General features: G+C 70.1%; 14 protein-coding genes. 7 read left to right on the top strand and 7 right to left on the bottom strand.

Features of this window, described 5'->3' with window-relative positions; genetic code table 11:
* Nucleotides 1-53 precede the first annotated feature (53 nt).
* The 3 genes from ACZ6JE_RS12610 to ACZ6JE_RS12620 form a co-directional block, all read right to left on the bottom strand.
* Nucleotides 54-725 carry a DUF4166 domain-containing protein gene (locus ACZ6JE_RS12610; RefSeq protein WP_464319166.1) on the bottom strand — a complete coding sequence of 224 codons (672 nt, stop codon included), beginning with the start codon at nt 723-725 and terminating at the stop codon, nt 54-56.
* Nucleotides 722-1,423: an SRPBCC family protein gene (locus tag ACZ6JE_RS12615; RefSeq protein WP_244636785.1), complete on the bottom strand. Its 702-nt coding sequence runs from the start codon at nt 1,421-1,423 to the stop codon at nt 722-724. Before ACZ6JE_RS12615 ends, ACZ6JE_RS12610 begins: the two co-directional genes overlap by 4 nt.
* 76 nt (nt 1,424-1,499) lie before the next feature.
* Nucleotides 1,500-2,147 carry a LysE family translocator gene (locus tag ACZ6JE_RS12620; protein ID WP_192059016.1) on the bottom strand — a complete coding sequence of 216 codons (648 nt, stop codon included), beginning with the start codon at nt 2,145-2,147 and terminating at the stop codon, nt 1,500-1,502.
* Between the two features lie 170 nt (nt 2,148-2,317).
* Between ACZ6JE_RS12620 and ACZ6JE_RS12625 the strand changes: the two genes are divergently transcribed.
* The 3 genes from ACZ6JE_RS12625 to ACZ6JE_RS12635 all read left to right on the top strand — a co-directional run bounded on the left by ACZ6JE_RS12625 (nt 2,318) and on the right by ACZ6JE_RS12635 (nt 4,179).
* Nucleotides 2,318-2,977, top strand: coding sequence for a hypothetical protein (locus tag ACZ6JE_RS12625; RefSeq protein ID WP_192059014.1), 660 nt, complete (start codon nt 2,318-2,320; stop codon nt 2,975-2,977).
* Entirely contained in the window at nt 2,974-3,477 is a 504-nt protein-coding gene (locus tag ACZ6JE_RS12630) for an RNA polymerase sigma factor (protein ID WP_464319167.1), read from the top strand. The genes ACZ6JE_RS12625 and ACZ6JE_RS12630 overlap by 4 nt, the downstream gene beginning before the upstream one ends.
* A gap of 378 nt (nt 3,478-3,855) precedes the next feature.
* Nucleotides 3,856-4,179 (top strand): hypothetical protein, encoded by a 324-nt coding sequence (locus ACZ6JE_RS12635; RefSeq protein ID WP_464319168.1) that lies wholly within the window; start codon nt 3,856-3,858, stop codon nt 4,177-4,179.
* A gap of 98 nt (nt 4,180-4,277) precedes the next feature.
* Here ACZ6JE_RS12635 and ACZ6JE_RS12640 read toward each other — a convergent pair whose 3' ends face one another.
* From ACZ6JE_RS12640 to ACZ6JE_RS12650, 3 genes are all read right to left on the bottom strand, one after another.
* Nucleotides 4,278-5,123, bottom strand: coding sequence for a hypothetical protein (locus ACZ6JE_RS12640; RefSeq protein ID WP_464319169.1), 846 nt, complete (start codon nt 5,121-5,123; stop codon nt 4,278-4,280).
* Nucleotides 5,124-5,125: 2 nt separating this feature from the next.
* Nucleotides 5,126-5,683 carry an RNA polymerase sigma factor gene (locus ACZ6JE_RS12645; RefSeq protein WP_243213963.1) on the bottom strand — a complete coding sequence of 186 codons (558 nt, stop codon included), beginning with the start codon at nt 5,681-5,683 and terminating at the stop codon, nt 5,126-5,128.
* A 125-nt stretch (nt 5,684-5,808) separates the two neighbouring features.
* Nucleotides 5,809-6,408 carry a TetR/AcrR family transcriptional regulator gene (locus tag ACZ6JE_RS12650; RefSeq protein ID WP_192059004.1) on the bottom strand — a complete coding sequence of 200 codons (600 nt, stop codon included), beginning with the start codon at nt 6,406-6,408 and terminating at the stop codon, nt 5,809-5,811.
* Nucleotides 6,409-6,492: 84 nt separating this feature from the next.
* On the opposite strand from ACZ6JE_RS12650, the gene ACZ6JE_RS12655 reads away from it, so the two are divergent.
* On the top strand, nt 6,493-7,158 hold the full coding sequence (locus ACZ6JE_RS12655) for an SDR family NAD(P)-dependent oxidoreductase (RefSeq protein ID WP_192059002.1): 666 nt from the start codon (nt 6,493-6,495) through the stop codon (nt 7,156-7,158).
* A gap of 62 nt (nt 7,159-7,220) precedes the next feature.
* On the opposite strand, the gene ACZ6JE_RS12660 is transcribed toward ACZ6JE_RS12655, so the two are convergent.
* A complete protein-coding gene (locus tag ACZ6JE_RS12660; protein ID WP_243213964.1) occupies nt 7,221-7,649 on the bottom strand; it encodes a hypothetical protein in 429 nt (142 codons plus the stop codon).
* A gap of 250 nt (nt 7,650-7,899) precedes the next feature.
* Between ACZ6JE_RS12660 and ACZ6JE_RS12665 the strand changes: the two genes are divergently transcribed.
* From ACZ6JE_RS12665 to ACZ6JE_RS12675, 3 genes are all read left to right on the top strand, one after another.
* On the top strand, nt 7,900-9,156 hold the full coding sequence (locus tag ACZ6JE_RS12665) for an FAD-binding protein (protein ID WP_464319170.1): 1,257 nt from the start codon (nt 7,900-7,902) through the stop codon (nt 9,154-9,156).
* On the top strand, nt 9,149-10,120 hold the full coding sequence (locus ACZ6JE_RS12670; protein WP_464319171.1) for an aldose 1-epimerase family protein: 972 nt from the start codon (nt 9,149-9,151) through the stop codon (nt 10,118-10,120). Before ACZ6JE_RS12665 ends, ACZ6JE_RS12670 begins: the two co-directional genes overlap by 8 nt.
* Before the next feature lie 63 nt (nt 10,121-10,183).
* A partial coding sequence (locus tag ACZ6JE_RS12675; protein ID WP_464319172.1) for an LCP family protein occupies nt 10,184-10,880 on the top strand: 697 nt, incomplete at its 3' end.

A 10,880-nucleotide genomic window follows, 5' to 3' on the forward strand; every position in this document is an offset into this window, starting at 1 on the left:
AGATCAAGACGAGGTCGAGGAGAACGGTTCTTGCCGGCAGCCATCGGTCCAGGCTATGTCCGGGTTTCGGTCCGTCGCGGTTTGAGTCGGTCCGGTGCGTCCGTGGCGGGCGTCCACTCGCAGGTGAACGCACCGCGGTATCCGAAGAGGAATCCGAAGACGCGGTTCCGCACCTCCATGTCGACATGGAAAGCCTGGTCGTCGTCCGACCACCACTCGTGCAAAGTCGCCCGACCGCTGAGCAGCATCGGGAACTTGAACGCGACAGGCCCCTCATAGAAGCGCTGCGCATCGGATGTGAGAACGAGACCGCCTCTGTCGTCGACGGTGAGGTCGAGGTCGACCGCGAGGTGCTGGTGCGACCCTAGGTAGTCGAGCACCCGGCCCTCGACCAGCACCATCGTGGCGTCGAACCGCGCGGTCCGGCCCGGCTTGGTCGTGTAGGTGCGGACGAAGGTGACCGTCTCGCGTCCGTTGCGGTCGCGGTAGGGGTAGTTCTCGATGGTGAAAGGCACATCCCGGCCGACATCTGGCACCAGGATGTTCCGCAGCCGACCGATCTGCAAGAACGGTACCGTCCACCAGGGGCCGCGCCGGATGGAGGACATGACGCCGCGGCCGATGCAAGCTTCGGCAGAATCGAGACCCACACCGAACCGCCGACGCATCATCGGGTGCAGTCGCTGGAAGTCCGCGCCAAGCGCCTTCTCGAACACCGACGTCATCGGTCGCCTCTCGGGTCAGGGAGCGCCATCAGAGTGGCAGGCGCATCCCTCAGGTGGTCGCTTCGACGGGACATTCCAGCAGGTGCCCGGAGCGTCCTGGAGGCGCGAGGCCGATCCTGACGCCAGATCTGCAGCACCGAGGCGAGTGGCCAGGCCTCCGGTTCTGCTCCTCCCTCGAGCCAGATCCGCAGACGATCGAAGCTCCATGCGGTCGCCCAGCCGAGGAGCGGCCGCACGATGAGGTCGATCAGGCCCCATCCGCCGTCGTAGTCATAACCGGTGATGAACCGCGTGCGCCCATCGCCGGTCGGGATGTACCGCCAGTATCCACGTCCCGTGCGGATCGGCGAGAGCCAGTCGGTCGTGCTGAAGCGCAGTGCCGAGGTTCGGGACCCGTCGGGTCGTCGGCTCTCCCCGATGCTCACCCCGGTCCCGTGCACGTCGTGCAGGGGAGAACGGCGGACGTAAGTGAACCGCACTGCGTCGTCGTCGACCCTGCGATCCGGGACGATCTCCGAGAATCGAACGTCCCACCGCACGTGCTGTGTCGGGTCCTGTGTTGCCGCCCACACCTCTTCGACGTCGGCGGCGATCACGGTCTCGACGTAGATGCCCCGGTTCCCCACTCTCAGAGAGTAGTGACACGCGCCGCCAATGGCGATGGCGTGCACGTTCCGTGGCTCGTGGACGTCAGCCATCTTCCCGCTGCAACCCTGTCCGCATGACACTTCGTCGGATCAATCGCCCTGTGTGCAGGTGCCCGATAGGGGGTCGCTATCCGGCCGTGGCCGGTGCAGGCGCGTCGAGGGCGAGCTTGACGCCGACGGCGCCGAGGAGGGTTCCGGTGGCCCATCGCTGCCATCGCATCCAGCTCGGTCGGCGGCGGAGGAAGACCGCGATGGACCCGGCGGCGACGATGATGCCGGCGTTGACGGCGAGGCTGACCGCGATCTGGACGGCCCCGAGCTGGAAGCCCTGGCCGACGACGCTGCCGGCGTTCTGGTCGACGAACTGGGGGATGAGGGCGAGGTACATGATCGCCGCCTTGGGGTTCAGCAGATTCGTCACGAGTCCCATTCGGAACAGCTTCGCGGCGGAGTCGCGGGGCAGGTCGCGGGTGTCGAAGACGGAGGCGCCACCGGGGCGGAGGGTCTTGTAGGCCAGCCAGAGCAGGTAGGCGGCACCGGCGATCTTCAGGGCCGTGTAAAGCCACGGGACGACGACGAACACTGCGGCGAGGCCGACGTTGGCCATGGTCATGTAGACGACGAACCCGCCCGCGGTACCGGCGAGCGAGACCAGACCCGCGCGCCGCCCCTGGCTGATGCTGCGCGAGACGAGGTACATCATGTTCGGGCCCGGAGTGAGCACCATGCCCAGGGCGACGAGGGCCATGGCGGAGGCAGCGGTCAGCGAGATCATGCCGGTGTCTTTCTCGAGGGTGCGGAGGCGGCGTCATCGGCACCCGTCGTGCTCCTAGCTTGGTGCACGCTCGACAACATCTCATGACGTGCCGCAAGGAGGTGGGCCGCGGGTATGGACATTTCTCCCTGAACCGGACACGTACAGGGTGAACCCACCTTGGAGGAGCTATGACCCACACCCCCGATCACCTCGACGTGCTCCTCGCCGACAGTGCACCCGCGGAGACGAGCGTCTCCCCAGCACTGCGCCACGACCTAGCACTCATGGCCATCGAGGCCCGATCTGCCCCGCGGCCTCGGCGTCGGCCGCTCCGAGTCGTCGCGACCGCGGGCATCGCAGCTCTGCTCGTCAGCGGAGCGGGCACGGCTGTCGCAGCCTCGGTGTTCGACTGGGCGCCGTGGGCCCAGGACCCTGATCTCGCCTATCCCTTCGTCCTGCCGAGTGGTCGCGCCTGCGAGGCGCGGGTCGCCGTCTACGACATCGAGAGCGTCGACAGCGACGGTGCCGTCACACGGTTCGACCCGGCGAACGACAGCGATTTCGCCCGCCACCTCCGAGACTCCGACCTCATCGACCAGGCCGATGTCGATGCATCCATCACGGAAGTGCGCCAGCGCGACACGAGCATCTCCTACGTCGCCGTTCTCCCGGGCGGGTACCTCGAGGACGTCCACGCCACAGCGTCCGGCCCCACCGAGGACGACGTCTACGCCGCGGCCGTGTCGAACGCCGTCCGCGACGTGCTCAACGCCGAGGCAGCCATGTTCGAGGGCGGCCACGACTACACCGCAGACGAGTCGATCCTCTGCGAGACGGTCACCCCGTGATCGGCGACCGCAAGCGCGCCCTGCGGTCGGCTCTGGAGGCCAGCTCGGTCGACCTGCTGTCCTACCTGCGCCGGCGCACGGATTCTGACGACGCGCCGGACCTGCTGGGCGAGACATTCGTCGTCGCCTGGCGCCGCCTCGATGACCTGCCCGAGAAGCCCATGGGGGCTCGGATGTGGCTCTTCGGCATCGCCCGCGGCGTTCTGCTCAACCACGCGCGAGGCGTGCACCGGCGGTGGGCGCTCGCTGATCGCCTCCGCGGGCACGCCGCCCTCACGTCGACCACAGCACCACCAGCAGATGAGCACCTCGAAGTCAGGGACGCGATCTCACGTCTCGAACCGGACATGGCGGAGCTGATCCGTCTCGTGCACTGGGATGGTTTCAGGATCACCGACGCAGCCCAGGTCATGGGCATCCCGGCATCGACCGCACGGAGCCGATATCAGCGCGCCAAGGAACTGCTACGCCTCGCCCTCGATCCCGCGGTCGCTCCATGAGGTCGAGCCCTCGAGCCCTCGATGAGCTCGGCAACGGCCAGTCGGCACGTCGTGAGGGGACCGGTACCGTGAGCGCATGACGGCGAGTTCCCTGCGATGAGGCTGCCCCGATGGAGCCAGCGGTCTCGCCCGACCACTCCGACCGGTCCAGCCACGATCTCCTACCCGGAGCTGCCCACGCCTGCCGCGGCCGCCGCGTTCGCCCAGTGCGAGAGCCGCCTCATCTATGAGGCCTGGTTCGCAGAGGCGAGGGCCCGAGACCTGAACGGACTCGGCGCAGCTTCGCCGAGCTTCGTCGTCCCGTGGCTCGTCTCGCCCACGCGGGCCTCGAGCGGAGTCGCGGAGGACACGAAGGGGAGGGGGCCTTCGCGTGGCGACATGCAGGAGGTCATCGACTGGCTCGTCCTCGCTGGTGCGCTGCGTCCGTTGCCAGAGTCCCAGCGTGCCGAACTCGTCCGAGCGGGCGAAGCTCAGCGTGTGGCACGCGATCCCGAGGGCCGTTTCCGTTCCCTCGAGCCCGAACACGCGGCAGCGTTCGAGGCCTTCCGCCGAGAGGAGGACCGTGATTCGTGGGAGGTCATCCCGGACGTGATGGTCGAGGTCTACCCGGAGCTGCGGACCACGAAGACCAAGACCGCCTGGGGGATCTGCCAGGCCCCGAGCGCCCCTGAGGCGCCGGTGACCCGAGCGTGCGCCGCGTGAGCGCGCGGCGCGCAAGCGTCACTCCCCGTCGCCCTGCATCTCCGACGCGTCGCCGTCGGCGCACTCGGACACGGCGGAGATGCTGTAGCTGCGACTCGCTACCGCGGCAGCGTCGGCTCGGCGTCGTCGTTGACGGTGCCGTCACGCATCGTCAAGCTGTACGTCAGAGAGGGGGCTGGCCCGCCGTTGCCCTCAGTCTCGTCGCCGAACGCGCGACCTGGCCACCAGGCGACGAAGCGCCCGTCGTCGACCGTGGCCTGCACGGTCTGGCCGTCGGCATCGACGATCGTCACCGCGGCGACGTCGGACCCGACGTCGCCGACGTTGAACGACACCGTCGGCCGGGCCCAGAGGCCGAACAGCCCGCCGCCGCCGAATTGACTGATGGATCCGTCGGTGAACTGACCACCGATCGGTACGGCGCCCTGTCCGCCGCTGCTTCCCCACGTCAGCGACTCGGCGTGATCGCTTCCGGTCGGAAGGTGCATCAGGCAGCTCGTCGTCGCGGGGACTTCAGCGTTCATCTCGCCATCGATGACGACGCCGACCCATTCTCCGCGACGCTCCGCGAGCAGAGGCCGGGCCGACTTCAAGCCGCCGTCCGATTGGAGGCAGGCGGTGACCGCGATCGTGCGCTCGGCCTCGGTGAGGGTGCTCGGCACGGGGGTCCACGACGCGTAGGCGGGGTCGGGCCGGGTGACTGTCGGCACGATCACGAGAGCGCCGATCGCGATGACGGCCACGGCCGAAAGGGCCAGCCATCGGGTCTTCGGAGTCGGTCGGAGCGGGGAGACGCGCGGGGGAGCAGCGGGCGTGCCCGAGGGGTTCGCAGCGAGGATCTGCTCGAGTCGTGCCTCGGCCCGCCGGCGGGATGCCTCGTCGGGGGTCCGCCGCGGCGCGGCGTCCAGGGTTCGCAGGGTGCGGAAGAGGGTGTCGTCGTGCATGGTCAGGACTCCGTCGCAGTCGTGGTTCGGAAGATCGCCGAGGAGGCGGGGGTGTCGATCAGACGTCGGAGGGCGCCGCGGGCACGGTGCAGTCTGATCCGGTAGGCGGCCGCCGAGATGCCCAGCACCCGGCCGGCCTCCGCCGAGGAAAGGTCGTCCCAGATCGCGAGGGACAGCGCCTCCTGCTGGTCGGGGAGGAGTCGCGGCCATGCCGCCTGCAGATCGAGTCGGAGCGAGACTTCACGGTCGACTGCTTCGGTGTCGGTGTCGTCACGCTCGGCCGCCAGGCGGATCGGCAGCGCGTCGCGCCGGGCGGCCCAGCGTCGATCGCTCAGGAGGCAGTTGCGTGCGGTGGTGAACAGCCACGCACGAGCGGCTCCGTGCTCGACGGGGATGTCGTCGAGTCGACGCCACGCCACCAGGAAGGCCTCATGGGCGACGTCGTCGGCGACTTCCGGTCCGGCCCGTCGGCGGACGAAACGCACGACGTCAGCGTGGGTCGTCTCGTAGAGGTCGCGGAACCGACTCGCACGGAGCGTGTCGTCTGAAGGGGGTCTCATACCTATGACATGTCTGACAGGAGGCGGGTGTTACCGGCAGCTTGGCAGGAACGAGTGTCAGAGGGAGGCCTTCGTCGATGTGCGCTTCGAAGGCTCGATGAGGCGCCGGGCCTTGCTGACTCGAGCTAGTCGGTCCAGGCCGCAGCAAGACCACGATCGACGACACGCCTCCAACCGTCGGGCGCTGCAGGATCGCGGCTCGCCGTCCCGGCCATCCAGAGCACGGCCATGAGGTCGTCGGGGGTGAAGTCTTCCGACAGCGCGCCCGCGGTGTGGGCGTTCTCGACCAGTTCCTTCCCGAGTGCCGTCGATCGCTCGCAGGCGGTGATGAGTGCGGTGGCGTCCGGGTATCGCCGGAGCATGGCGTCGTTCATGACGGGGTCGCTGAGCTGCAGGTCGATCATCTCCGAGATGAACGTCTCCAGCTGTCCGCGCGGGGACTGCTGGCTCAGAGTCCTCTCGGTCAGGACCATCAGCTTCTCGCCCGCGACGGCAGGCACGACTGCATCGATCAGTGCCTCCCTCGAGCCCACCCGGTTGTAGAGCGTCCCGATGCTCACACCGGCCTCACGGGCGATGTCCTCCAGCGGCGCGGACAGCCCGCGGCTCGAGAACACCGCGAGGGCAGCCGTGTGCAGCTTCTCGAGGTTCGCCTGCGCGTCACGGCGAAGGCCCGGGGTCTTTTTCACGGCAACTCCACTGGATATTGAGGGTGGTCTCAACATAAGCTGGCGCTTGATTGAGGACGACCTCAACTTATCTCACCAGCACGACGCCCCGACGACCGACGGGCCACGGAAGGAAGCACCATGCCTCTCATCACCATCATCGGAGCGGGCCCCGGCCTGGGCCTCGAGATCGCTCGCGCCTTCGGGCGGAAGGGCTTCGACGTCGCCCTCGTCGCCCGCGACCAGGCCAAGCTCGACACCCTCGCGAAAACCCTCGAGAGTGAAGGCGTCCGTGCCCAGGGGTTCACCGCCGACGTCAGCCGCCCCGAGACGATCACGAGCGCCCTCACCGAGATCAAGGGCACCCTCGGCCCGATCGACGTCCTCGAGTTCTCACCCGCCGACCCGAGCCTGGCGCCCGTCGACGTCCTCGACGTCACGATGGAGAACCTGCAGCCGCAGATCGACTTCTACCTCGGCGGAGCCCTCGCCTCCGTCGGATGGGTGCTGCCCGACATGATCGAGGCCGGGAACGGAACGGTCCTGGTCACCACCGGGGGCGGGTCGATCAGTCCGATGCCCTTCCTCGGCAACGTCAACATCGCCGCCGCGGGTCTTCGGAACTGGACTCTGAACCTCCACGACTCACTCGCCGAGAAGGGCGTCTACGTCGCCCACGTCGGGATCACCGCCCTCATCGGAGCCGGCCACCCCGACGCCGAGCCCGACATGATCGCCCAGGCCTACGTGAAGCTGTACGACGAGCGTCAGGCTGCCGAGCTGCACCACGTCGCGTACGACGGTTGACGCGTCCGACAGCCCCGGGTGCTGCGCGCGTGCCGAATCCGACCGCCTGCGGCGGTGCGCGATCAGCCGGCGAGGCCCCGGTACCGGGCGGGGATCGGCGGGACGCGCAACCAGGAGGCGCGGCGCACGCCGTCGGGCGACGTCCAGTCGACGAAGACCGTCCCGAGCGAGACCAGGGCGGCGAGCGACTCGGGCGACGCGAGGCCCACCGACGACCCGCGGCGCAGGCGCGCGGTGCCCACGGTCGAGTCGTCGGGCAGGCGGACCTCCACGAGCCGGGGGTCGTCGCCGCCGATGGACCGCAGCACGAGGCAGCTGCCGGCGGGCACCGAGCGGTCGTCCGAGGCCTGCGGCGCGTCGAGGTAGGTGAGGTAGAAGCGGGGGGACCTCCGGAGGCGCGGGGCGCGTTCCGAACGGATCCTCCCGAGGGTCCGCGGGGCCCGGTGGACGACGTCGGACGGCTGATCCGTGCCGGATGCGGCGGTGTCCATCGTGATCGTCCCCTGGTCGTCTCGGTCGCCGGCGTTCCCTCGCGTGGCGTCCCGTTCCAGACAACCCGCTCACGGCCGATCGGACCATGCCCGCCCTCTCCCCAGTGAGGGGGGTCGCGCCTCCCCAGTTCGGGGGGTCCGCCGCGTGTCGTCCCCGGGTCGCTTCGCTCGCGGGGCACGCATGTGAGCGCTCACTCCGTGGGGGCGTCGAGGTCTAGAGTGAACGGGCAACCGAGCCGAAGGAGTCCCGATGCACAACTGGGCCGCCAACGTCGAGTACTCGACGACAGACCTGCGCCGTCCCACCACCGTCGACGAGGTGAGCGACGTCGTCACCTCCTCCCGCAGGGTGAAGGCCCTCGGCTCGCGGCATTCGTTCAACCGGGTCGCCGACACCGACGGCACGCTCGTGTCGCTCGACCGGCTCGACGTGCCGATCGAGCTCGACGCTGAGGCGGGCACCGTCCGCGTCGGGGCGGGCACGACCCACGCCGTCCTGGCCGCCGAGCTGCAGCGGCACGGTCGCGCGCTGCCGAACCTCGCCTCGCTGCCGCACATCTCGGTCGCCGGTGCCGTGCAGACCGGCACGCACGGCTCGGGGGTCGGCAACCCGGCCCTGTCCGCCTCCGTCGCCGCCGTCGAGATCGTCCGGGCCGACGGCTCGCTCGAGGTCGACCGACGTGGCGACGACGCCTTCGAGGCCTCCGTCGTCGGTCTCGGCGCTCTCGGTGTCGTCACGGCCCTCGTGCTCGACACGGTGCCGACCTTCGACGTCGTGCAGACCGTCCACTCCGCGCTGCCCTGGCGGACGGCGCTCGACCGCTTCGACGAGGTGGTCGGCAACGCCTACAGCGTCAGCCTCTTCACGCGCTACACGGGCGACTCCGTCGACCAGGTGTGGTCGAAGTCCCGCGTCGGCGACTCGGTCGGCCTCGACCTCGCCGACCTCGGCGCCGTGCCCGCCGAGGTCGCCGTGCACATGCTGCCCGACACCGCGGCCGACGCCGTCACGCCCCAGCTCGGGGTGCCCGGCCCCTGGCTCGACCGCCTGCCGCACTTCCGCGCCGACTTCACCCCGAGCGCGGGGGAGGAGATCCAGAGCGAGTACCTCGTGCCCGCCGAGCACGCCGTGGCCGCGGTCGAGGCCCTGCGCGCCATCGGTCACCGCTTCGCCGACGTCCTGTTCGTCAGCGAGATCCGCACCATCGCGGCGGACGACGCCTGGCTGAGCCCGAGCGGCGGTCGCGCCAGCGTCGCGTTCCACTTCACCTGGCGGCGACTCGCCGACGAGGTCCTCGCGGTGCTGCCCTTCGTCGAGGAGGCGCTGGCCCCGTTCGACGCGCGCCCGCACTGGGGCAAGGTGGCTACGCTCGACCGCGCGACGCTGCGTGAGCGCTACCCGCGACTCGACGACTTCGCCGCGCACGCCCGTGCCGTCGACCCCGACGGCCGGTTCCGCAACGAGCACCTGTCTCGCACCGTCTTCGAAGAGGCCCCCCTTGACTGACCTGACCCGCACCTCCTCGTCCGTCTCGCTCGCGGGGTCGGCCTCGACCCTGCCCGTCAGCGGTTCGGCGAGCACCATCGAGCACGGGCCCTACCGGGCGGAGATCGCCGGGGTCGGGGCGACGCTGCGCGTGCTGACGCACGAGGGGCGCGACCTCGTGGTGCCCTTCGGCGTCGACGAGGTCAGGCCGCTCTACCGCGGCGCGCTGCTCGCACCGTGGCCGAACCGCGTGGTCGACGGCACGTACGACGACGAGGGCGTCGAGCGGCAGCTGCCGATCACCGAGGCCGAGCGCGGTCACGCCCTGCACGGGCTGGTCCAGTGGGCCGAGTGGGCGGTCGAGCATCACACCCCCGACCGCGTCGTCCTGGCCACGCAGCTCGCGCCGAGCGACGGCTACCCGTACCGCCTCGACCTCCGGGTCGAGTACCTGCTCGACGACGACGGGCTGCGCACCACGGTGCTCGCTCTCAACGCCGGGACGGGTCGCGCCCCCTACGGCGTCGCCCCGCACCCCTACCTCGTGGCCGGCGACGGACGCGTCGACGACTGGACCCTCACCCTCGCCGCCGACAGCTACCTCGAGGTGACCGACGACCGCCTGGTGCCGCTCGGCGTCCACGGGGTCTCCGAGCGCGACGGCTTCGACTTCCGAGAGGGGCGTCAGATCGGCGACCTCTTCGTCGACCACGCCTTCACCGACGTCGCGGCCGCGCCCGGCGGACTGCAGGAGGCGCGGGTCACCGCCTCAGACGGCCGCGGCGTCCGCATGAGCTGGGGCCCCGAGCTGCCGTGGGTGCAGGTGCACACGGGCGACCGGCCCGAACCCGAGAACCACCGCCGCGGGCTCGCCGTCGAGCCGATGACCTGCCCGCCCGACGCGTTCACGAGCGGCATCGACCTCGTCCGTCTCGGCCCGGGCGAGTCGCACGAGGCGGGCTGGCGCATCGCGGCCGTCGTCTGACCCGTCGGGTCATCCGCACGGGATCGTCAGGAACCCTCGCCGGTCGTCTGGTTACCATCGAGTGTGAGCAGACGACCCGGACGATACGACGAGACGGCGCCCCACGAGGGCGGCGACGCCGCCGCGACGGACGGGCGCACGCCCCCCAGGCACGCGAGGGCCCGTCGCCGACGAGTGGTGGTGCTGCCCGCCGTCGCGGGCGTGATGGCGGCGCTACTGCTCCTCACCGGCGGGTACGCCGCCTACAGCTACAACCGCTTCGTGGGCGGGGTCACGACCGTCGACGCCATCCCCTCTCCGGGCGGCGGCGGGAGCGACGACAGCGACGACGTCGACGGCGTGGCCCAGAACATCCTCCTGGTCGGCGACGACCACCGGCCCGACAACGCCACCCCCGAAGAGCTCGCCCTGCTCAGCACGGACTCCGACGGCGGGGCGACCAACACCGACACGATGATCGTGCTGCACATCCCGGCCGATGGCGCGAGCGCCACCATGATCTCGATGCCCCGCGACTCGTACGTCGACATCCCCGGCTACGGCAAGAACAAGCTGAACGCCGCGTTCTCGCTCGGCAAGCAGAGCGGCGGCAGCGATGCGGCCGGCGCCCAGCTGCTCATCCAGACCGTGCAGAACCTCACCGGGCTCACCATGGACCACTACGTGCGGGTGTCGCTGATCGGCTTCTACCGCGTGGTCGACGCCCTCGGGCCGGTCGACGTGTGCCTCAACCAGGCGGCGGTCGACAGCTTCTCGGGGG

This window comes from Frigoribacterium sp. AC759 (assembly GCF_979256015.1).

Excerpts from the sequence above, each read along its gene's own strand:
- ACZ6JE_RS12645 (WP_243213963.1), bottom strand. The coding sequence starts at position 5,683 with ATGAGACCCCCTTCAGACGACACGCTCCGTGCGAGTCGGTTCCGCGAC.
- ACZ6JE_RS12620 (WP_192059016.1), bottom strand. The coding sequence starts at position 2,147 with ATGATCTCGCTGACCGCTGCCTCCGCCATGGCCCTCGTCGCCCTGGGC.
- ACZ6JE_RS12635 (WP_464319168.1), top strand. The coding sequence starts at position 3,856 with ATGCAGGAGGTCATCGACTGGCTCGTCCTCGCTGGTGCGCTGCGTCCG.
- ACZ6JE_RS12640 (WP_464319169.1), bottom strand. The coding sequence starts at position 5,123 with ATGCACGACGACACCCTCTTCCGCACCCTGCGAACCCTGGACGCCGCG.
- ACZ6JE_RS12625 (WP_192059014.1), top strand. The coding sequence starts at position 2,318 with ATGACCCACACCCCCGATCACCTCGACGTGCTCCTCGCCGACAGTGCA.
- ACZ6JE_RS12610 (WP_464319166.1), bottom strand. The coding sequence starts at position 725 with ATGACGTCGGTGTTCGAGAAGGCGCTTGGCGCGGACTTCCAGCGACTG.
- ACZ6JE_RS12665 (WP_464319170.1), top strand. The coding sequence starts at position 7,900 with ATGCACAACTGGGCCGCCAACGTCGAGTACTCGACGACAGACCTGCGC.
- ACZ6JE_RS12650 (WP_192059004.1), bottom strand. The coding sequence starts at position 6,408 with ATGTTGAGACCACCCTCAATATCCAGTGGAGTTGCCGTGAAAAAGACC.
- ACZ6JE_RS12655 (WP_192059002.1), top strand. The coding sequence starts at position 6,493 with ATGCCTCTCATCACCATCATCGGAGCGGGCCCCGGCCTGGGCCTCGAG.
- ACZ6JE_RS12615 (WP_244636785.1), bottom strand. The coding sequence starts at position 1,423 with ATGGCTGACGTCCACGAGCCACGGAACGTGCACGCCATCGCCATTGGC.
- ACZ6JE_RS12660 (WP_243213964.1), bottom strand. The coding sequence starts at position 7,649 with ATGGACACCGCCGCATCCGGCACGGATCAGCCGTCCGACGTCGTCCAC.